Genomic DNA, 21,142 nt, shown 5'->3' on the forward strand with positions numbered 1-21,142 from the left:
CGATGCAGTGAAGGAAGCTCCGTCACGGTCACGTGCTGCCACGCTTACGATTTTCCTACAACTTGGCCTGGCGAGCGGCACCGCTGCGTGACTTCGCCATCGCCGCCAGACGTACCGCGACATTGGCCGCGCCGTATCCTGCGTAGCCGTTTTTGCGCTGGATGATTTCGAAGAAAAACCGCCCTTCAAACGGCTCGGTGTAGACGTGGAACAGTTCACCACCCTGAGCGTCGCGGTCGTACAGCACATTGAAGTAGGCCAGCTCACTGAGAAACTCATCGTCGAAGTCAAAGCGTGCCGCGAGATCGTCGTAATAGTTGAGCGGGATATCCAGCAGCGGTACGCCGGCCTGTTTGGCGCGGCTGACTTCGGCAAAAATATCGTCGCAATCAAAGGCAATGTGGTGCACACCCGACCCGCGATAACTGGACAACGCGTGCGAGATGGCGGTGTTGCGGTTCTCGGAAATGTTCAATGGCAAGCGGATCGAGCTGCAACGGCTACGTAGCGCGCGACTTTTCACCAGACCATAGGGGTCGGGCAACACCACCTCATCGTCCGCTTCAAAGTCCAGCAGGCTTTTGTAGAACAGCACCCAGGTGTCGAGGCTGTCCGCCGGCAGGGCCATGGCCATATGGTCGATCCGCTTGAGCCCGCCACCGGCGCTTGCCGTTGCTTGCAACCGGAAGTCAGTGCCGTAGACATCGGCGTGTTCATCCACCAGGTAAATCAGGCTGCCGTCCGGCGCCCGCACGGCCGCCAACTCCAGCTCGTTGGGACCGACCAGCCCGCGATACGGCTGCCCTTTGTAGGCCACCGCCCGTGCCAGCGCACTGGCGCTGTCCTTGACCCGTACCGCCGTCGCGCACAGTGATGGCCCATGCGCCTCGAAAAAACTGTGGGCGAACGAATAGGGCTCGGAGTTGAGGATCAGGTTGATCGCCCCCTGACGCAGGAGCGTGACGCTCTTGGAGCGATGCTGCCCGGCTTTGACGAAGCCCAATCGCTCAAGCCAATGAGTGAGTTTGGCCCCCAGGGTTTCGTCCACCGCGAACTCCAGAAACTCGATCCCGTCGTAGTCACTGGCGGCCGGTGTATCGAACAGCAGCTGCGGGGTGGGCGCGGGAGTGGCTAACTGCTGCAGGCGCGCTCGGGTCTTCTCCTCCAGATACAGCAAGGAACGCAAGCCATCGGCGGCATTGGCCCGGGGTGGCGCGGCGCGAAAGCCGTCGTTGAAGACTTCCAGCGACAGAGGCCCGGTGTAGCCACTCTGGATAACCGGTGCGAGGAACCCCGGCAAGTCGAACTCGCCCTGCCCGGGGAAGCAGCGAAAATGCCGGCTCCACTCCAGCACATCCATGGCCAGGATCGGAGCGTCGGCCATTTGCACAAAGAAAATCTTCTCGCCAGGAATGTCCGCGATCGCCCGGGGATCGCCCTTGAGCGACAGGGTGTGAAAGCTGTCCAGCAGGACACCAAGGCTCGGGTGGTCAGCCTGGCGCACAATGTTCCAGACCTGCTGGTAGCTGTTCACATGACGGCCCCAGGCCAGTGCTTCGTAGCCGATTCGCAAACCTCTTGCTCCAGCGCGCTCGGCCAGCTGGCGCAGGTCATCTATCAGAATCTGTTCATCGCCAAGGCTGTCGGGCGAAACATTGCTGCACACCAGCACCAGATCGGTACCCAACTCCTGCATCAGGTCGAACTTGCGCTCGGCGCGTTCCAGGTTGCGTGACAAACGATCACGGCGGCAGCCCTCGAAATCACGGAAGGGCTGGAACAAGGTGATGGCAATGCCGAGGTCAGCACACAGCTGCCTGATTTCCCGCGGGCTGCCGTCGTAGTACAGCAGATCGTTCTCGAAAATCTCCACCCCGTCGAAACCGGCGGCGGCAATAGCTTCGAGCTTTTCCGGCAGGGTACCGCTCAAGGAAACGGTGGCAATGGAACGCTGCATGCTTGAACTCCCGAAGGAAGGGGCTGATCGTATTGAGGCTGCGTCTTTATATCGGCGCTTCAGGTGAAGGGAAGTATTGGGCTGGCGTGTTGATTGAGCAATTCAATATGTACCAACCAGTTAGTTTAACGTGCGATTATCGAACACAATGGCGGTTGGCGAATTGACGATTTTTCGCTCACTGCGCACCATCGACAACACATCGAGTCCGGTCGTGAACCACCGGTCGCGATGGCCAAAGACCCAGAACACACCATAAGAATTTCAAAAATCGGGTACACGCTCATGCTTGCATTCAACGCCTTGCCCCTTGGTACACCCCTCCATTTCCCGTGCCTGGCGCCCCGCTGCCAGCCGCCATCGAACCCTGCTGGCGCCTGCAACCGACCCCGGTTCGCACGCTGAGCCCAAGGCTCACACTGAGTCATGAACACTACTCAGCCGATCGATCACGCCACGTGCCGCGGCACGCAGGCCGACGATTGATCACGCGCCCTTGAAGTCCCGACGAGCCTTGCTTGTCAGTCATTGAACGGATGGCACACATGATTCCTTCTCAAAGTTCCCGCATGGCCCCGGGCCTGGGCGGCGGCACCGCCGGTATCGGCGACAAGATCCGCGGTGCGATGGCCGTCGGCAAAACACGCTGGAGCATGCTCGCGCTGGTGTTTTTCGCCACCACCCTGAACTACATCGACCGTGCCGCGCTGGGCGTCATGCAGCCGATCCTGGCCAAGGAAATGAGCTGGACGGCGATGGACTACGCCAACATCAACTTCTGGTTCCAGGTGGGTTACGCCATCGGCTTTGTGCTGCAAGGCCGCTTGATCGACCGGGTCGGCGTCAAGCGCGTGTTCTTCTGCGCGGTGTTGCTCTGGAGCCTGGCCACGGGCGCCCATGGCCTGGCCACGTCGGCCGTGGGGTTCATGGTCTGTCGCTTCATCCTGGGATTGACCGAAGCGGCCAACTACCCGGCCTGCGTGAAAACCACGCGTTTGTGGTTCCCCGCTGGCGAACGCGCCGTGGCCACCGGCATCTTCAACGCCGGCACCAACGTTGGTGCCATGTTCACCCCCATGCTGCTGCCCCTGATCCTCCATGTCTGGGGCTGGCAGGCGGCGTTCCTGTGCATGTCGGCATTGGGCGGGATCTGGCTGGTGTTCTGGGGCCTGAAGTATTTCAACCCGGAAGATCACCCGAGCGTAAAGCCCTCTGAACTGGCCTACATCCAGAACGAAGTCGAACCGGAGCAAATCCGCGTCCCGTTTTCCCGCATCCTGCGCATGCGCGGCACCTGGGCCTTCGCCCTCGCCTACTCGATGACCGCTCCGGTGTTCTGGTTCTACCTGTACTGGCTACCACCGTTCCTCAACCAGCAATACAACCTGGGCATCAACGTCACGCAAATGGGCATTCCGCTGATCGTCATCTATCTGACCGCCGACTTCGGCAGCGTGGGCGGCGGCATCCTGTCATCGTTCCTGATCGGTCGCGGGATCAACCCGATCAAGGCGCGCCTGATGTCGATGTTCCTGTTCGCCTGCTGCATCATCGGCGTGATCATGGCAGCCGGCTCCAGCCATCTGTGGGTCGCGGTGTTTGCCATTTCCCTGGCCATCGGCGCGCACCAGGCCTGGACCGCCAACATCTGGAGCCTGGTGATGGACTACACGCCCAAGCACATGATGAGTACGGTGTTCGGTTTTGGCGGCATGTGCGCCGCCATCGGCGGGATGTTCATGACCCAACTGGTCGGGCACATTCTGACCGTCACGCATAACAACTACACCGTGCTCTTCACCATGATCCCGGCGATGTACTTCATTGCGCTGCTCTGGATGTACTTCATGGCACCGCGCAAGATCCCCGACCTGCAAGACTGAACCCCCTTCGCGCAGGCCTGATCCGGGCCTGCGCACCTCCCCCGCTCATTGACGCCGCTGTTGCCATGCCGCCGCCAAGCCACTCAGGCAAATGACCGTGATACCCATCACCGTGGTCAGGCTTGGCGTGTGGGCAAACAGCAGCCAGCCGAGCAGCCCGGCGAACACGATCTGACAGTAGCCAAAGGGTGCCAGCAACGCCGGTGCCGCATAGCGGAACGCCTGGGTCAGAAACAGATGCGCCGTCATCCCGCAACCGCCCAGCGCCAGCATCAGCAGGCCATGGGTAACGCTCGGCACGTGCCAGAACATCGGCACCAGCGCACTCATCACCAGGGTATTGCACAACCCGGCGAAAAAGTTACTGGTGGTGGGGCTGTCGACCTCGCTGAGCTTGCGCGTCAACAACTGGTAGAAGCAGAACAACAGTGCCGAGCCCAATGGCAGCGCCACCGCCAGCGTGAACAGTTCACCGCCCGGGTGAACGATGATGAGCACCCCGACAAACCCGCAGATCACGGCCAGCCATTGCCCCCGCGTGACCCGCTCGCCCAGTAGCGGCACCGACAATGCCGTCACCAGCACCGGTGCGAGAAAGTTGACCGCCGTCGCTTCCGCCAGCGGGATATACAGCAACCCCGTGGTGAATAGCAGGCTGGTGCCCAGCAAGCACAACGCCCGCAGTAATTGCAGGAGCGGGCGTCGTGTACGCAGGACGCGCAACCCGGACTGCGGCAGAAAAATCCCGGCCATCAGCAAGGTATGAACCACATAACGCGCCCACACCACCATCACCACCGGGTAGAAACCCGACAGGTACTTCGACAACGCGTCGTGAGTGGAGAACAGGAAGGTCGCGACAACGATCAGCAGGATGCCCTTTAAGGGGTGATTGATACCGGACAGGGGTGAACTCACCGTACAGCCTCGCGTGTTGATAGGCAGGACCTAGAATTCGAACAATCTAGAACTCGATTCCATTTTTTCACACACGCTTACGCCGATAGTGTTCGAACAGCGCACCGCTTTAGAGGGTGAGTATTTTTAACGCTCGCTACGGCCTGTAATGGCTCAGTTGAACAGCTCCGACGCCTGACTGGCGACCGACAGTTCTTCAGAGAACTGCAACAACAGCGGCGCCAGTTGGTGCAGGCGGGGCTCAGTCAGTCGCGCGCTTGGCCCGGCCACACTGAGCACACCGACAACCCGCCCATTCAATGGATGGCGCACCACCGCGGCAATGGCCGATGTGCCGACCGCCGAGCTTTCCTGGACCCAGGCATAACCGTGCTCGCGCGCCAGACGCAGGCGCTCGAGCAGTTCGATGCTGGAACGAGGGGCATTCGGTCCAGGCTCCTGCACGACGGCCGAGGCTTGACGCTCCACCAGCGACAAGGCCTCGGCATCGCTCAGGCAGGCCAGCCACGCATGCCCCGACGCGGTGCAGGACAACGGCGCCTCGCGCCCCATGTCCGGGTCATAACGCAAGCCGGAGCGCGCACCCTGCGACTTGGCAATCCAGGTCTGGCGCTCGCCTTCGATCACACCCAGGCGCACCAGCTCGCCAGTTTCCTGGGCCAGGCGATCCAGCACCGGCTGCACGATGTCCGCGCCGCTGCACGTCAGGTAGCGAAAGCCCATGGCAACCAGCCGGGTCGATAGCTGATAGCGCAGGTTATCCGGGTTCTGCCGCACGTACCCCAGGCGAATCAGTTCGGCGAGCAAACGGTGAGTGGCGCTTTTCGGAATCCCCAGTTGCTCGGCCAGCGCCTGCATCGGCAGGCCTCGCGGCTCACCGGTGAGGCTTTCCAGGACACTGAATACACGTTCGATCTGACTGCCGGCCATGGTCGGGTTCCAAAGGACATTTGGCCGATTCTAAAAGACAAGTGGATGAATGCGAAATCTGGAACCGGACATGTGCGCCATAAACGCTTAACGCGCTTTTACACATTTGTACCCCTACCCTTCGCCACAACTGGTTTCCATGCAGAAGGCAATGAATGCCCCTCAACCTACAAGGAACGTCAACACGCGATGGAACAAAACCCGCCCCAGCGACAACGTTAAAGACGCTCTCAAGCACACGACAAACCACTACACCACGGGTAAGACTCTCAGCGCCACGCAACTGTAGCCCGACAACGTCAGTCGTCGAGTAGCATATGCCTTTCGTCTGACGACCGGACTGGCGTCTACCCCACTCAGCATCAACACTCATCACCACGCTCAAACAGAGGATTCCCACATGCTATGGAAAAAAGGCCGCCGCAGTGACAACGTGGTCGATTCACGCGCAGAGGATGCTGGCGGTGGCGGCGGTGGGATGCGTTTTGGCGGCGGCAAGGGGTTGAGCCTGACGGCCATCCTGTTGATCGTGGGTATCGGCTGGATCACCGGGCAGGATCCGCTGCAGATTCTTGGCCAACTGACCGGACAGATGGATCAGCAGTCGGCCCCGGCCACCACGCAAACCCGCAAGACGCCGCCGGCCAATGACGAACAGGCAGAGTTCGTGGCGCGGATCCTCGGCGACACTGAGGACACCTGGGGCCAGATCTTTCAGCAGGCCGGGCGTCAATATGCGGCGCCCAAACTGATGCTGTTCAGCGGCCGGGTCAACTCGGCCTGCGGTGGCGCGTCATCGGCGACCGGTCCGTTCTATTGCCCGGCCGATCAGCGGGTGTATCTGGACATGAGTTTCTTCCAGGAGATGTCTCAGCGTTTTAACGCCGCCGGGGATTTTGCCCAGGCGTATGTCATCGCCCACGAAGTCGGTCACCACGTACAAACCCTGCTCGGCGTTTCCGCCAAGATCCAGGCGGCTCGCCAGCAGGGTCAGCGCATGGAGGGCGACGGTGGCTTGCTGGTCCGTCAGGAGTTGCAGGCCGACTGCCTGGCGGGGGTCTGGGCTCACAATGCCCAACAACGCTTGAACTGGCTGGAACCCGGGGATATCGAAGAAGCCCTGAACGCCGCCAACGCCATCGGTGACGACCGCTTGCAGCAGCAGGGTCAGGGCCGCGTCGTGCCCGACTCCTTCACCCATGGATCCTCAGCGCAGCGGGTTCGCTGGTTCAAGATCGGTTTCGCCCAAGGCCAGATTGGCCAATGCGACACCTTCGCCTCGAAGAGCCTCTGACGGCATACACCCGGGGCGAGGAAACCTTCCTCGCCCGATGGGTCGCCGGGGTTGTTTTGCGGGTAAACAACGTCGTGCTGGAGGGCGTAGTCCCTCAGGCGAACAGCATCTGCCGCAACGCCACACAATCGGACGCATGCCAGTCCGTCAACTCGGGCCACGGATTGTCCGGCAGATTCACCAGCACCGTTCGCGTGCCCGCGGCGCGACCGCAATCCAGATCGAAACGGTAGTCCCCCACCATCACCATCTCGCTCGGTGCGACATCCCAGGCCTCGGCCAGCTTCAGCAAGCCACCGGGATGGGGCTTTGGCGGGGCCTCGTCACGGCCCAGTACGTCCTCGGCGGCAAAGCAGTCAGCCAGGCCAATCGCCTCCAGCGTGACATGGGCCAGTTCCCGCGCATTACGTGTCAGGATCCCCAGGCGATAACCGCGCCCTGCCAGTTCCCGCACCAGCTCAACCGCCCCGGGGGCCGGTTTTGAGCCCTGCGCCAGATCCCGCTCGTGTTCCAGCAACCAGGCATGCTTGGCAGCCGCCTCATCGGCCGGCAGCGCGGCGAGGTGGGTGAGGATGTCGTGGTCGGCAGGAATCGCCAGGGCCTGGCGAATCGCTGCAAAGTCATGCACGGCAACCGTCAGGGTGCCGTCCATGTCGAACACCCAGTGCTGCACGCGGGACAGGCTCATGCCCAATCCTTGCGATGACGAATCAGGCCTTCCTGGGTCACCGACGCCACCAGCTTGCCCGCGCGGTTGTACACGCTGCCACGGGAGAAACCACGCGAGTTGCCGGCCCATGGGCTGTCCATGGCATAGAGCAGCCAGTCATCGGCGCGCAGGTCGGCGTGGAACCACAGGGCGTGATCCAGGCTGGCGACCTGCATGTCTTTCTGCCAGACCGACTTGCCATGCGGCAACATCGACGTGGTCAGCAATCCGAAGTCCGAGGCGTAGGCCAGCAGATACTTGTGCAGGGCCGGCGAGTCGGCCAAGGTGCCATCGGCGCGGAACCAGACATATTTGATCGGGTCGGCCGCTTGCGGGTTGTACGGGTCTTTTTCCGTGACCGGGCGCACCTCGATCGGCTTGGGGCACAACAGTTTCTCGCGCATGTGCTCCGGGATCAGGTGCGCGCGCTGCTGGGTGATTTCCAGTTCCGAGGGCAGGTTTTCCGGACCCACCACCTGTGGCATTGCGGTCTGGTGATCGAAGCCTTCTTCGTCGTACTGGAACGATGCACTGCAGGTGAAGATCGGGTTGCCTTTCTGAATGGCGGTCACGCGGCGCGTGCTGAAACTGCCGCCATCACGCACCCGGTCCACCTGGTAGACCACCGGCAGTCCGGCATCGCCCGGGCGCAGAAAATAGCCGTGCAGCGAATGCACGTGACGTGCCTCCTCGACCGTCTGGCTGGCCGCGGAAAGGGACTGGCCCAGCACCTGGCCGCCGAACAGCTGACGAAACCCCAGGTCCTGGCTACGACCGCGAAACAGGTTTTCTTCGATCGGCTCCAGGGTCAGCAAGTCGACCAGATCATCCAACACATGGCTCATTCAGACTCTCCTCACACAGAGCAATGCCGCGCAGTCTTGGCTGCGTCGGTCAATTCAGACGTTGGCCCGGGCCAACTGATGGACACATTGTAAACATCCCGGCCAGCTTAGCCATGCAAGGTTTCCAACCATTGCTCGCGACTGATGCGGTACAGCACGTGGCGGCGCAACGGATGATCGGGCTCCAGCCTGGGGTGCTCGAAATCCCCCGCCGGGTCGTGCTGCATGCCAATGGCCTGCATGACTTTCTGCGACGGCAAATTGGTCTCAGTGGTAAAGGCCACCACTTCGTCCAGGGGCAACCGGTCAAAGCCGCAACGCAGAGCGGTCCAGGCCGCCTCACTGGCGTAGCCCAGGCCCCAATGCTCGCGCGCCAGGCGCCAGCCGATTTCGGTCGCGGGGGTGAAGGAGGCCTCGAACCCGACCACGCCTAAACCGGTAAACCCGATGAACGCCCCCGTGTCCTTGCGCTCCAGCGCCCACAAACCGAAACCATGCTCAGCGAAATGCCCACGGATTCGCCCGATCAATGCCGCACTTTCCAGCCGGCTCAAGGGTGCCGGGAAATAGCGCATGACCTGCGGATCGGCACACATTGCCGCGAATGCCGGCAAATCGTCGTCGCGCCACTGGCGCATCAACAGTCGCGCACTCTCCAGTTGCAGTATCGGCTCCATCTTTCCCCCCTTCCGTTTCCCTGCAAACAAGTCTACATCGCTGGTAGGATCCTTCACTCATTCACGCCCTGAAGTTGCCATGTCGCTACCGCTGATCTACCACGAAGACTACAGCCCCGAATTCCCGGCGGAACACCGCTTCCCCATGGACAAGTTCCGGTTGCTGCGCGATCACCTGGTAGAAAGTGGCCTGACCCAGGACCGGCACTTGCTGCGCCCCGACATCTGCCCACCCGAGATCCTCGCCCTGGCCCACGACCCTGCCTATATAGAACGCTATATGGGTGGCGAGTTGTCCCGCGAAGACCAGCGGCGCCTCGGCCTGCCCTGGAACGAAGCGCTGGCCCGGCGCACCGTGCGGGCGGTCGGCGGTTCATTGCTGGCCGCCGAGCAGGCACTGGAACACGGATTGGCCTGCCATCTGGCCGGCGGCACCCATCACGCCCATTACGATCACCCCGCCGGTTTCTGCATCTTCAATGACCTGGCCGTGATCAGCCATTACCTGCTGGAAAGCGGCCGGGTCGGTCGGGTGCTGATTTTTGACTGCGACGTGCATCAGGGCGATGGTACTGCACGGATTCTCGAACATACCCCGGATGCGGTGACGGTTTCCCTGCACTGCGAAAAGAACTTTCCGGCACGCAAGGCCAAAAGCGACTGGGACATTCCGTTGCCCATGGGCATGGGCGATGCGGACTATCTGAAGGTGGTGGATGACGCGCTCAATTACCTACTGCCGCTCTACCAGCCGGACCTGGTGCTGTATGACGCCGGTGTCGATGTGCACAAGGACGATGCACTGGGCTACCTGAAACTGACCGATACCGGCGTCGCGGCACGTGATGAAAGCGTACTGCGCCATTGCCTGGGGCGGGATATTCCCGTGATGGGTGTGATCGGCGGCGGTTACAGCAAGGATCGACAAGCCCTGGCGCGACGCCACGGGATCCTGCACCACAGTGCACAACGGGTCTGGCAGTCATCAGGTTGTCATTGAGTTGTGGATGCTTTACCCACAATGTCTGTGTAACGGCCTGTGGATAACCTGAGCGAAAGTCCCTACAGGCCACAGCCTATATAGCCTGCAAGGCACTGAGTGTTTTTTGATCAGCTGCCGCCACGACGATGACATTGCGGTGCTGATAGAATGCCGGCCCTCTTTCGCCGAACCGCAGCGCACGCCATGACCCAGCCTTCCGCCAACCGCCCTCATCACGTCGCCATCATCGGCGGCGGCCCTGCCGGCCTGATGGCCGCCGAGGTATTGAGCCAGGCGGGCGTCAAGGTAGACCTCTACGACGGCATGCCCTCGGTGGGCCGCAAGTTCCTGCTGGCCGGTGTCGGTGGCATGAACATCACTCACTCCGAAGCCTACCCGGCGTTCCTTTCGCGTTACGCCGAGCGCGCCCCGCACATCGCGCCGTTGCTGCGTGAGTTCGGTGCGCCCGCGCTGTGTGAATGGATTCACGGGCTGGGCATCGACACGTTCGTCGGCAGCTCTGGCCGCGTGTTTCCCACGGACATGAAAGCCGCCCCACTGTTGCGTGCCTGGCTCAAACGCTTGCGTGATGCTGGCGTGGCGATCCACACCCGCCACCGCTGGCTGGGCTGGAACGCCGATGGCAGCCTGCGCATCGACAGCCCCGACGGCGAGAAAACGATCAACGCCGATGCCCTGTTGCTGGCACTGGGTGGCGGCAGTTGGTCGCGCCTAGGCTCGGACGGTGCATGGATGCTCGCGCTGGAACAACAAGGTATCGACCTGACGCCGCTACAGCCGAGCAATTGCGGGTTCGAAGTGACCGCCTGGAGCGAGCTGATGGTCAGCAAATTCGCCGGCGCGCCGCTGAAAAATATCGCCATGGGCTTGAACGACGACACGCCGCGACTCGGGGAATGCGTGATCACCGCCACCGGCATTGAAGGCAGCCTGATCTATGCACTGTCGGCACCGATTCGCGAGGCCATCAATCAATACGCTTGCGCCACTGTTCACCTCGACCTGCTGCCGGGCCGGCCTGTGGATAAAATCCAGGCCGCATTGAACAAGCCTCGCGGCTCACGCTCCATGGCCAAGCACTTGCACAGCCAACTGGGTCTGGACGGCGTCAAGGCGGCACTGCTGCGTGAGCTGACCGCCGCCGAATGCTTCGCCGACCCGCTGGCACTGGCCAATGCCATCAAGGCCCTGCCACTGACACTGGTCAGAACCCGGCCGCTGGATGAGGCCATCAGCAGCGCCGGCGGCGTGACCTTCGAGGCCATGAATGAACAGCTGATGCTCAAGCAACTGCCCGGCGTGTTCTGTGCCGGGGAAATGCTCGACTGGGAAGCGCCGACGGGCGGCTATCTACTGACAGCCTGCTTCGCCAGTGGCCGCGCGGCGGGGATGGGGATGGTCGAATGGCTGAGGAGCGGCGGCAAGCTATAAGCTAGAGCAGGCGCATGACCTGCTCCTTTCTTGCAGCTTGAAACTTGCCGCTTGTCGCTGCTTTCAAGGCTTACGCTTGCGCGGCCCGGTGTTGAACACCGGCACCTTGCGTACCGGCTTGACGGGCACATCGGCCACTGTCTCGCCACTGTCCACCCATTTGCCCAGGTTGCGTTTGCCGCCACCCGAAGCCTTGGGTTTCTTCGGCTTTTTCGGCTTTTTGATCACCTGACCGCTAGCGTCGGTGTCCGGCACCCGATGCTCCGGTTCGAAGTCCTGCTCCATGTGGCGGGTCAAGGCCTGACGGGTCAGCATCTCGATGGCCGACAGCAGGTTCACCTCATCGGCGCACACCAGCGAAATGGCCTCGCCGGTGGAACCCGCACGACCGGTACGACCGATACGGTGGATGTAGTCCTCGGCGACGATCGGCAAGTCGAAGTTGACCACCAGCGGCAAGTCTTCGATATCCAGTCCACGGGCAGCCACATCAGTGGCCACCAGTATCTGGATTTCACTGGCCTTGAAACGATCAAGTGCACGTTGGCGAGTGGCTTGTGGCTTGTCGCCGTGAATACCGTCGGCATTCACGCCCAGGCCCTGAAGCTTCTCCACCAGTGCGTCCACGCCATTACGGGTCTTGGCGAACACCAGCACCTGCTTCCACTTGTTCTTGCGCATCAAGTGAACGAACAGCTCCGGCTTGCGCTTCTTGTCGACCGTCACCACCCATTGCTTGACGGTGTTGGCGGCGACGTTGCGCGGGCTGACTTCGATGCTCAGCGGATCGTTGAGCATTTGTCCGGCCAGCAGGCGGATCTGGTCCGAGAAGGTGGCGGAGAACAGCAGGGTCTGGCGCTTTTTCGGCAGCGCCTTGTAAATGTTCGCCAGTTCTTCGGAAAAGCCCAGGTCGAGCATGCGGTCGGCTTCGTCCAGCACCAGGGTTTGCAGCTGATTGAACTTCAGTGCGTTCTGGCGGAACAGGTCCAGCAGGCGACCCGGCGTGGCCACCAGCAGGTCGACGCCTTTGCGCAGCTTCATCATTTGCGGGTTGATGCTGACGCCGCCATACACCGCGTAGGTGCTCAACGGCAGGTGCTCGGCGTACTGGCGCACGCTTTCATGGACCTGTTCGGCCAACTCGCGGGTCGGCACCAGGATCAGCGCACGCACCGAGTTGCTGGTGACTTTCGGCCCTTCCATGGCCAGCAACTGCAACAGCGGCACGGCGAAACCGGCGGTCTTGCCGGTGCCGGTCTGGGCCGCGGCCATCAGGTCGCGACCGGCCAGCACTGCCGGGACGGCTTGCGCCTGCACCGGGGTCGGGGTCTGGTAGCCGAGCGTCTCAAGGGCGCGCAGCAAGGGTTCGATCAGGCCAAGAGTGGCGAAAGTCATGGGAGTACCGTAGGAATAAATCAGCGCGGGTATGCAATGGCGCGCAGTTTACCCTAATTCACACGGGATTCTGTCGGCGTGACAGCGGCGGGTCGATCGGCACCCCGGCGCCACTGCGGCAAGCCGATCAACACCACGGCGCTGATGATCACCAGCATGGCCAGCGCTTCCTCGATACCGATGGTCTCGCCGACGAACACGATCCCCAGCAACACCGCCACGGCCGGGTTGACGTAGGCATAACTGGTGGCCGCCGCCGGCCGCACGTGTTTCAACAGGTACATGTAGGCGTTGAAGGCGATGATCGAACCGAACACGGTCAGGTAAGCCAGCGCCGCCCAGCCTTCGATCGGCGGCAGGCTCTCCAGGCGTTCACCACTAATCGCGCTGCCAATCAGCAACACCACGCCACCGACCAGCATTTCTACGGCGCTGGCCATTGCGCCCTGGGGCAAGGGCAAATGTCTGCTCCACACCGAGCCGAACGCCCAGGTCGCTGCGGCGAAAATCAGCAGCGCCGCGCCCAACGGACTCGATTGCAGATTGGACCCCAGGTTGAGCATGGCAATGCCAATCAGGCCAAGCACAATCCCGGCCCATTCGAGACGGGTATTACGTGCGCCCCAGAAATAGCCACAGAGCAAGGTAAACAGCGGTACCGTCGCCACCGCCAACGCCGCCACCCCGGAGGCCACGCCCATGTGCTCGGCCACGCTGACCGCGCCATTGCCACAGCTGAGCAGCAGAATCCCGATGATCCCGGCGGCTTTCCATTGCGCCCAGGTCGGTGCCGGCGCCCCTCTCCAGCGCAGGAAGGCGTACATCAATGTCCCGGCGATCACGAAGCGGATACCGGCCAGCAGCAGCGGCGGCCAGTACTCCACGCCGATGCGGATCACCAGGTAGGTCGACCCCCAAATCACATACAACGCGAAAAAGGCGGCGATCAACGGTAAGGGAAAGCGACGTAGGCCAGGCATGGTCAGCTCGAAGACAGGTCAATGTGAGCAGCTATTCTAGAAAGGCCAACACTGGAAAATAAGTTACAAAACCTGTTTATCGGGCCAGTACACTTTTAAAAGCACGGAGATTTTCGCTGTAACCCGTACTTTCGAAAGTCAGTCATGTTCAGGAACCCGCACAATGGACAAATTCGACCGCATGTTGCTCAGCGCCCTGTTGGAAAACGGTCGTGCGTCCTACGCCGAGCTGGCGCGCAAAGTAAACCTGTCCGCCCCGGCCGTGGCCGAACGCGTGGCCAAGCTCGAAGCCTGCGGGGTGATTACCGGCTACGCGGCAAAAGTCGACATGGCCAAGCTCGGGCTGCCTATCCAGTGCGTCATCGAACTGCGCCTGAACCAACACGGCAACCAGAAAGCCTACGATGATCTGATCAAAATCCCGCAGCTGACCGAGTGCCACCGGGTGACGGGTGACCCCTGCGTGATCATGCAAGCCGCCGTGGGTTCGATGCAGGAGCTGGAGGCGCTGATCAACCGCGTGGCCACGTTCGGGTTCAGCAAGACTTCGATTGTGTTGTCCAGCGCCATCGAGAAGCGGGTGCCGCTAGGGCAATTGGAGGGGAACGGGAAATAGATCACGCGTGAGCGCGCGCCTGCTCGCCCCACGGTGGACGTGTTTGCCGCTAGAGCCCGCGATGCCGCTTGAGGTGTTCGTCGATTTTCGCCGCCGGGACTTTCTGCAAACTGCGCAGAAAATCATGGGACAACTCGCGCACGCCATACTTCTGCAGCAACTCTTGCTCCAGATACGTGGCGAGGTTGGCCGCCATTTCCGCGTCGGCCATGGCCCGGTGAGCCTGGCCGGTGTGGGGCAGTCGAGCAAAAGTGGTCAAGGTGCCGAGCTTGTGGTTCGGTGCCGTCGGCATCAGGCGCCGGGCCAGTAGCAGCGAGCAGGCGAAGTTCTGCAAGCGGGTGCGCTTGATCCGCCCCAGCTCAAAGTCCCAGAATTTCTGGTCGAACGCAGCGTTGTGCGCCAACAGTGGTGTGGTGCCCACGAATTCGTTGACCTCATTCATCACCTGTTCGGCACTGGGCGCGGTGCGCAGCATGGCATTGCTGATGCCGGTCAACTGTTCGATAAACGCCGGGACCCGCACGCCCGCGTTCATCAGGCTTTGGTAACGCTCGACAATGCGCCCCTGTTCAAGTATCACCACAGCAATTTCCGTGGCCCGGCAGCTGCTGCTCGGGGTGATCCCGGTGGTTTCAAAGTCGATGACGGCTATGCGTTCCAAACCTGTTCCTTGCGTTCAATAATCAGTTTTTAAGCAGCAACGCGCCTTCGATCGGCACGTAGCGTGTGGCCGCGCGAATCAGCGAGTTGGCCGTGAGCCCGGGCACACCGTAGGCAACGGCTTCTACCCCGTGCTTGTTGATGATGCGCTCCAGCAGCATGTCGAAATCACCGTCCCCCGACGCCAGTACCACTTCGTCGACGTGATCGGCGGCGTCCATGATATCGAGGGTGATGCCCACGTCCCAGTCGCCCTTGGCCGAGCCATCGCTGCGCTGGATGTAGGGTTTGAGCTTCACGGTGAAACCGAGGTTGCGCAGGATCTGCTGAAACTGCTGCTGCTTGCTGTCGCCGCGGTCAATGGCGTAGGCATAGGCCTCGACGATTTGCCCCTGCTTGCTGATGTCAGCCCACAGGGCGGCATAGTTGAAATGACAGCCGTAAGCCTGGCGCACGGTGTAGTAGAGGTTCTGGACATCGGCGAACACTGCGATCTTCTTCACCGCACATCCTCTTGGCGCACACAAGCGCAGGCGATTGATCAGACCCAAGGCCCGAAAAGTCGCCCAGTATGCCAGCCGGAACGAACGTTCAGCGAATAATCAGTCCGGGGCGCCAGCGCGCCCCGGACGAATGGCGTCTCAGACGAAAGAATCGTCGTCGCCAAACAGCGATGAGCTGTCATCGCCGTAGTCGGTATCGGCAAAACCACCCTGGTCGTTGCCGTCGTTAGCGTTGCCCGCCACGCGCGAGTCGTCGCCCCAGCCGCTGTTGCTGTCGTCGTTGACCTGGGCCGGTTCCTCCTTGATGACTTCGACCACTTCCTGGGGCTGCGAGTTGCTGTGAAACAGGCTGCTGATGCCCTGCGCCAGCATCACGCCACCAGCCACGCCCGCTGCGGTTTTCAAGGCGCCGCCGAGAAAGCTGCTGGCGGCGGGAGCCTGTTGCGCAGGGGCCGCATAGGGCTGTTGCGAGCCACCGAAGCGTGGCGCTGGCGACGGCGTATCGGACGAAGGTCGCCCCGGCTCACGCCATCCATTGCAGCTGAATGCGGACGAGCCTTGGGCTGGGGCCGGCCGGGCATCACGGGCACCGCCGAAGATGCTCGACAAGAAGCCGCCGGTCGCTGCCGGTGCAGCCACCTGCCCCTTGGCTTGCTGCAATTGGGCCTGCAATTGCTGAACCTGCTGGGCCAGTTGTTTGTTTTGTTCATTGAGGCTGTTGAGCGCGGCCTCCTGCACCAGGATCGCCTGGGTCATGAAATAACCCGCCGTCGGCTGGCGCCCCAGGTGCTCCTTGATCCGTGCCTCGGCCTCGGCATCACGCAACGCGCCGTCCGTTTCGGCCTGCTGCAACCGGGAAAACAGTCCATCGATCAGGGTTTGTTCTTCGCTGTTCATGGCGACCTCATAGATTGCCGGGAAATCAGTGCTCTTCTCCTGATGGAAAAGGTGCTCATCCGTAATGGGGTTGTTGCCGGCGCTTTCAATGCGCTTTACCGAACGTTTACCTTTGTTCAGGTGCCAGTCGCATCGGTTACAGTGTCTGCATATTGTGCAACCTGCGAACGCGACCGATGAATCCGTTAGACGTACTCCGCGACTCCTTCTATTTCTTCCAGCGCAATCTGGGCCGGATCGTGCCGCTGTGCTTGCCCCTGGTGGTGTTCGAAGCCCTGCTGCAGCAACTGGTCGATCACTCGCAGGGGCCGCAAGCCTTTCCCGGCTACAGCGTGATGGTCGGGCTGCTGGTGTATCCGCTCTACACCGCCGCTCTGATCCTGTTTCTCGATGCACGCAGCCGTGGCGAATCGCCGCGCACTCGCGACCTGTTGGCGGCGTCGGCCAGCCTGTGGCCGCGCTTTGCCTTGCTGACAGCGGTCAACACGCTGCTGATTCTGATCGGGCTGTCGCTGTATTTCCTGCCAGGCATCTGGCTGATGGTGATGCTGGCGTTTGCCGAATACCTGCTGGTGCTGCGCAATATGCAACCACTGGCCGCCATCCGCGAAAGCATGCGCCTGGCACGCGGCAATTTCCTGCGGATCCTGGTGTGCATTCTCTGCGTGATGGGCCCCTTGTGGCTGCTCAAGGGCGCCAGCCTGTCGATTTATCCGGAGCCACAGAATCCGGCCATTGCGCTGCTCCTGGAAAGCATCCACAGTTTCCTGCAACTGTTCACCAGCGTGGTGCTGTTTCGCCTGTTCATGCTGATCAGCGAAGCCCCTGACAACACCGAAGGCAATGCCTGACCGCTCTACCCTTTGGGTTCGGCCTTGCACTCGGTTATGCTCGCTATCAACTTTGTAACGCCATAAGCCGAGCCATGACCCGTCTACTGCGCTACACCCTGTTGGGCCTGCTGTCTCTCACCTGCCTGCTGCTGGCGTTGCTCTACAGCTTGACCTGGCGCCCCGAGGCCAAGGAAACACTGGAAGTCAGTTGCAGCGCCCCGGCGCCCACCCTGGTCCCCGGCCAGGCCTTGAAGGTGATGACCTGGAACGTTCAGTACCTGGCCGGTAAACGTTATGTGTTCTGGAATGACCTGGCCCAAGGCAGTGACGAAAACCCGACACCGGAAGACATGGCCTTCAGCCTCGATGAGGTGGCGCGGGTCATCCGCGACGAGCAGCCAGACCTGGTGCTGCTGCAGGAACTGGATGACGGCGCCAAGGCCAGCGACTACCAGAACCAGCTCAAGCTGCTCCAGGAACGCCTCGCCGACCTCTACCCCTGCAGCACCCACGCCTTCGACTGGAAGGCCGACTTCGTTCCCGACCGGCATATCTTTGGCAGCGTTGGTCGGCAACTGGCAACCTTGAGCCGCTACCAGATCGAACACGCCGAACGCCTGCAACTGCCTGATACGACGACGAACGTCATCAGCCGCCAGTTCCAGCCCAGGAATGCCTTGCTGGTGAATTACCTGCCGCTGCGCGACGGCGGGCAAATGGCGGTCCTCAACACGCACCTCGACCGCGCCACCGAACCGAACGAGACGTTGCAAGCCAAGGTCGCGGCGGTCACCAAGGTGCTGGACAAGTACGAGGCACGCGGCACGCCATGGCTGATCGGCGGCGACTTCAACCTCCTCCCGCTGGGGCAATTCCAGCGCCTGCCCCCCGAGCAGCGCACGCCCTACTCCGCCGACAGCCCGCTGCATGGACTGTGGGACAAATACCCGATGATCCCGACCAACAACGAAGCCAGTGGCATCGATCGTGCGCGCTGGCTGACCCATTACCCCAACGACCCCGGCCTCAACGGCCCGGACCGCACCGTCGACTACCTGTTCTACAGCCCGCGACTCAAACGGGTTGAAGCAACTGTGCGACAGGACGATACGTTGCGCATCTCCGATCATTTGCCGGTGATCGCCCGATTCCTGTTGCCGGCAGCGCCTTAGGACTCAATCAATGTTCCTCCTCCAGTTCGTCATACAGTAACCCGAAGATCTTGCGCTTCATGTCGATGAGCGAGCGTTCCATGACCATGTCCAGGGTCTGTGGGCGTTCGATCGGCACAGCTCTGGCACCGGGCTTCCAGCCTCGGCTTGCTTGAGGATGGCAATGATTGGGCTGTCCGAAAAACGGGATGTCTTCACGCAAAATTTCCTTGATCCGATCAGGAGAAAATTCTACTTCTGACGAGTACTAGAAATGGGGGGATTGCCGCTGTGAGCGGTCGACTGTCGCAGATCATTGAACAGAGAAGGCGGTGACATCCGCCTTCTACATGTTCAATTCTTGGTTCTTTTGGCCGTTCGGGCCGCACGCCCGTCGTACTCCGGACGGCCAGAAACAATTAACCCGAAGAAATAAGGTTGGGCGCCTGAGTCCTCGAGCTGACTCCCTGACTTGTTATGCACTTCAATGAGAGAGAAAAGATCCACAAGACGGTCCTGAATCTGTTCTATTTCCGCGTCTTTCAGTGTCACCATCGAGCTGTATTTGAAAGAACCTGAAACATCAAAGTATTCACTTTTTTCAGGCTTGAGCAGCGACCGTTCCACTTCGTAGCGCAGGAACTGATCCTTTAGCCTCAATGCATCAACTGTTCTGGGCATCCTCAGCGTTGGTGCATGACGAACAAAGGGATCTTCAGGTGCTGTTCGTTCTTTTGAGACAAGGCTCAAGAAAGCTTCCGTATGCTGATCGTAGGCAAGGCCAATTTGCTGGCACACCAACTGGATTTCAGCAACGGAGGCACTGTCCACCATATAGAGATAAGTCATCAATGGCAGCAGTTCAAAGTTCTCTTCGAATGCTGCAATCACCTCTTGGGTGATGATGAACTCACGCTCATACCGACTTAAACTCAGCGCCCGACGTAAAATTTTCGAATCATGCTCTCTCAGCTCAAGCCTGGAAGAAAGATCCGTGACTTCGACACCTTTGCCAAACAGCATCTCGTGGACGTTAGCGGGCAGCAAGTCTCTGAAGTAATGCCAAAAATAATCAAAACTGACTTTGCTTGAGGCGTCGATACCAAGATGGTCATGCAACTCCACTGCGGCATCAATACTCAGGTATTTCCTTCCGGCCTCAACGTCACGATAGTAATTGGCCGAAAATGGAATATTGACCTCATCGAGAAACGTTGAAATCTTCAGATGCCCCGTTTCGATCCGCAACTGCATGAGAAACGCACCAAACGCTCGTTTACTATCCAAGCTCTTCAGCCTCTGCCGACAGAGTGACAACCACTCTGGTCGTATTTTTCTTGATTTTCATACTTGAAGTTACCACGCCTATTTCCTGCGTATTACGCACATGAACTCCCCCACAGGGAATTGACCAATCTTCGCATTGCCACCAACGAAATCCATGTCCTTTGCTCGTATCCGCTTCCGTACGAATCTCATGACTTGCAGAGCAAAACTCGTTCAAGGCATCCGTCGCCCACCTCAAACTGTCTTCGTCGAACTCTCCGATAAACTCGTATTGATTCTCCCCACCCTCGTCACTCAACGGAGAACGTACCGGGTGTGGAATGGACCGCCCAAGCGTCTGCTCTAGCATGCAGTGCATCAAATGCATGGCTGAATGAAGACGCATCTGATGATATCGCAATGGCCAATCAAGCGTTGCCGTAGCCTGCTGGCCAATCGCGCACTCTCTCAGCAGCGTGAACGCCTCATCGTCAACGCTCAAGTAATGCCTGATCTGATCATCCCTTTTCTTGGTCGACACAATCTCCAACGCTCGCGGTGCCTCATTCTTCCCAGGGCCCGGGATATTCAATACGCCTCGATCTCCGAGCTGTCCGCCTCCTTGCGGGTAGAAAACTGACTCGCCAAGGAGCGCAAAAGGAAGACCCGCGTCGTCGCGTTCAAGCAGATCGACTCGACATTCCAGCTGCTTCAGATACGGCTTTTCGTGAAATAAAGGCAGTGTTTCGCTCATTTTTACCTCGAGTAAGGTCTCACTGAGTTGCGTTGGAAGCCCTTGCGAATCATCGAGGGCTTCCATGACCTTCCCCTGAATAGTCGAGCGTGGAGAGCTCCCGCCGACGTAATCCCGGGTCTGAAAGCCCTGTGCGCCAATGGCCTTTTCAAACACGCCGGGGTCCCTGCACTGATCGGCGGCACGAATGACAACGGCCCCGTCATTCAGCAGCTGTTTGTGGATGTCGTCCGCGGCGTCTGAAAAATAGCGGCCCGGATCAGCGTATGCGCTGGCCACGAAATCGAATGCCCCTTCTGTATCACTGCCCTTCACATTCATCGCTCCTCACTTCCCTGGAATCGTCGGCATCTCAGTCTGCGATGCATTAGATACCATTCTCCATTTATAAACTCAACATATAGAAATATGTTTCTTCCATTAGATTTTTTATGGCTGCG

Annotated in this window: 20 protein-coding genes and 2 pseudogenes; 7 read left to right on the plus strand and 15 right to left on the minus strand. The window is 60.4% G+C overall.

Features of this window, described 5'->3' with window-relative positions; translation table 11 throughout:
• Positions 1-55 precede the first annotated feature (55 nt).
• Complete coding sequence (quiC, locus tag CKW29_RS18230; RefSeq protein ID WP_095145441.1) at positions 56-1,957, minus strand: 3-dehydroshikimate dehydratase QuiC; 1,902 nt, start codon at positions 1,955-1,957, stop codon at positions 56-58.
• 545 nt (positions 1,958-2,502) lie between these two features.
• On the opposite strand from quiC, the gene CKW29_RS18235 reads away from it, so the two are divergent.
• The gene (locus tag CKW29_RS18235; protein WP_095145440.1) at positions 2,503-3,840 is read left to right on the plus strand and encodes an MFS transporter; all 1,338 of its coding nucleotides are present in this window, start codon (positions 2,503-2,505) and stop codon (positions 3,838-3,840) included.
• Between the two features lie 45 nt (positions 3,841-3,885).
• Here the strand turns inward: CKW29_RS18235 and CKW29_RS18240 are convergent, their stop codons facing one another.
• Both CKW29_RS18240 and CKW29_RS18245 read right to left on the minus strand, forming a co-directional pair.
• Positions 3,886-4,758, minus strand: a complete 873-nt coding sequence (locus CKW29_RS18240; protein ID WP_256577050.1) for a DMT family transporter — start codon at positions 4,756-4,758, stop codon at positions 3,886-3,888.
• Positions 4,759-4,911: 153 nt separating this feature from the next.
• Positions 4,912-5,688: an IclR family transcriptional regulator gene (locus CKW29_RS18245; protein ID WP_095145438.1), complete on the minus strand. Its 777-nt coding sequence runs from the start codon at positions 5,686-5,688 to the stop codon at positions 4,912-4,914.
• 400 nt (positions 5,689-6,088) lie between these two features.
• Here CKW29_RS18245 and CKW29_RS18250 point away from each other — a divergent pair, with 400 nt between their 5' ends.
• Entirely contained in the window at positions 6,089-6,982 is an 894-nt protein-coding gene (locus CKW29_RS18250; RefSeq protein WP_095145437.1) for a neutral zinc metallopeptidase, read from the plus strand.
• A gap of 94 nt (positions 6,983-7,076) precedes the next feature.
• Here CKW29_RS18250 and CKW29_RS18255 read toward each other — a convergent pair whose 3' ends face one another.
• The 3 genes from CKW29_RS18255 to CKW29_RS18265 form a co-directional block, all read right to left on the minus strand.
• Positions 7,077-7,670, minus strand: coding sequence for an HAD family hydrolase (locus tag CKW29_RS18255; RefSeq protein ID WP_095148917.1), 594 nt, complete (start codon positions 7,668-7,670; stop codon positions 7,077-7,079).
• Positions 7,667-8,536: an acyl-CoA thioesterase II gene (gene tesB, locus CKW29_RS18260; protein WP_095145435.1), complete on the minus strand. Its 870-nt coding sequence runs from the start codon at positions 8,534-8,536 to the stop codon at positions 7,667-7,669. The genes CKW29_RS18255 and tesB overlap by 4 nt, the downstream gene beginning before the upstream one ends.
• 107 nt (positions 8,537-8,643) lie before the next feature.
• The gene (locus CKW29_RS18265; protein WP_095145434.1) at positions 8,644-9,213 is read right to left on the minus strand and encodes a GNAT family N-acetyltransferase; all 570 of its coding nucleotides are present in this window, start codon (positions 9,211-9,213) and stop codon (positions 8,644-8,646) included.
• A 79-nt stretch (positions 9,214-9,292) separates the two neighbouring features.
• On the opposite strand from CKW29_RS18265, the gene CKW29_RS18270 reads away from it, so the two are divergent.
• Both CKW29_RS18270 and CKW29_RS18275 read left to right on the plus strand, forming a co-directional pair.
• Entirely contained in the window at positions 9,293-10,213 is a 921-nt protein-coding gene (locus CKW29_RS18270) for a histone deacetylase (protein WP_095080665.1), read from the plus strand.
• A 186-nt stretch (positions 10,214-10,399) separates the two neighbouring features.
• Positions 10,400-11,647, plus strand: coding sequence for a TIGR03862 family flavoprotein (locus CKW29_RS18275; protein ID WP_176465319.1), 1,248 nt, complete (start codon positions 10,400-10,402; stop codon positions 11,645-11,647).
• 63 nt (positions 11,648-11,710) lie between these two features.
• Here the strand turns inward: CKW29_RS18275 and CKW29_RS18280 are convergent, their stop codons facing one another.
• A complete protein-coding gene (locus CKW29_RS18280; RefSeq protein WP_095145432.1) occupies positions 11,711-13,042 on the minus strand; it encodes a DEAD/DEAH box helicase in 1,332 nt (443 codons plus the stop codon).
• 53 nt (positions 13,043-13,095) lie between these two features.
• The gene (gene yedA / locus CKW29_RS18285; RefSeq protein WP_095145431.1) at positions 13,096-14,022 is read right to left on the minus strand and encodes a drug/metabolite exporter YedA; all 927 of its coding nucleotides are present in this window, start codon (positions 14,020-14,022) and stop codon (positions 13,096-13,098) included.
• Positions 14,023-14,185: 163 nt separating this feature from the next.
• On the opposite strand from yedA, the gene CKW29_RS18290 reads away from it, so the two are divergent.
• Positions 14,186-14,638 (plus strand): Lrp/AsnC family transcriptional regulator, encoded by a 453-nt coding sequence (locus CKW29_RS18290; RefSeq protein ID WP_095145430.1) that lies wholly within the window; start codon positions 14,186-14,188, stop codon positions 14,636-14,638.
• 49 nt (positions 14,639-14,687) lie between these two features.
• On the opposite strand, the gene CKW29_RS18295 is transcribed toward CKW29_RS18290, so the two are convergent.
• The 3 genes from CKW29_RS18295 to CKW29_RS18305 all read right to left on the minus strand — a co-directional run bounded on the left by CKW29_RS18295 (position 14,688) and on the right by CKW29_RS18305 (position 16,698).
• Positions 14,688-15,299 carry a PolC-type DNA polymerase III gene (locus CKW29_RS18295; protein WP_095145429.1) on the minus strand — a complete coding sequence of 204 codons (612 nt, stop codon included), beginning with the start codon at positions 15,297-15,299 and terminating at the stop codon, positions 14,688-14,690.
• Between the two features lie 22 nt (positions 15,300-15,321).
• Positions 15,322-15,801, minus strand: coding sequence for an NYN domain-containing protein (locus CKW29_RS18300; RefSeq protein WP_095080658.1), 480 nt, complete (start codon positions 15,799-15,801; stop codon positions 15,322-15,324).
• Positions 15,802-15,939: 138 nt separating this feature from the next.
• Positions 15,940-16,698, minus strand: coding sequence for a DUF2076 domain-containing protein (locus CKW29_RS18305; RefSeq protein ID WP_095145428.1), 759 nt, complete (start codon positions 16,696-16,698; stop codon positions 15,940-15,942).
• Positions 16,699-16,874: 176 nt separating this feature from the next.
• On the opposite strand from CKW29_RS18305, the gene CKW29_RS18310 reads away from it, so the two are divergent.
• Both CKW29_RS18310 and CKW29_RS18315 read left to right on the plus strand, forming a co-directional pair.
• Complete coding sequence (locus CKW29_RS18310; protein ID WP_095145427.1) at positions 16,875-17,549, plus strand: YciC family protein; 675 nt, start codon at positions 16,875-16,877, stop codon at positions 17,547-17,549.
• A gap of 74 nt (positions 17,550-17,623) precedes the next feature.
• Positions 17,624-18,703: an endonuclease/exonuclease/phosphatase family protein gene (locus CKW29_RS18315; RefSeq protein WP_095145426.1), complete on the plus strand. Its 1,080-nt coding sequence runs from the start codon at positions 17,624-17,626 to the stop codon at positions 18,701-18,703.
• A gap of 7 nt (positions 18,704-18,710) precedes the next feature.
• On the opposite strand, the pseudogene CKW29_RS18320 reads toward CKW29_RS18315, so the two are convergent.
• From CKW29_RS18320 to CKW29_RS18330, 4 genes and pseudogenes are all read right to left on the minus strand, one after another.
• Positions 18,711-18,821, minus strand: a pseudogene (locus tag CKW29_RS18320) (ABC transporter ATP-binding protein); the annotation flags it as partial.
• Positions 18,773-18,901, minus strand: a pseudogene (locus tag CKW29_RS26335) (IS3 family transposase); the annotation flags it as partial. The pseudogenes CKW29_RS26335 and CKW29_RS18320, both read right to left, overlap by 49 nt.
• A gap of 135 nt (positions 18,902-19,036) precedes the next feature.
• On the minus strand, positions 19,037-19,936 hold the full coding sequence (locus tag CKW29_RS18325; RefSeq protein WP_256577049.1) for a hypothetical protein: 900 nt from the start codon (positions 19,934-19,936) through the stop codon (positions 19,037-19,039).
• A gap of 25 nt (positions 19,937-19,961) precedes the next feature.
• Positions 19,962-21,023: an alanyl-tRNA editing protein gene (locus CKW29_RS18330; protein WP_256577048.1), complete on the minus strand. Its 1,062-nt coding sequence runs from the start codon at positions 21,021-21,023 to the stop codon at positions 19,962-19,964.
• Positions 21,024-21,142: the final 119 nt, after the last annotated feature.

This window comes from Pseudomonas sp. Irchel s3a18, assembly GCF_900187535.1.
Classification (GTDB): domain Bacteria; phylum Pseudomonadota; class Gammaproteobacteria; order Pseudomonadales; family Pseudomonadaceae; genus Aquipseudomonas.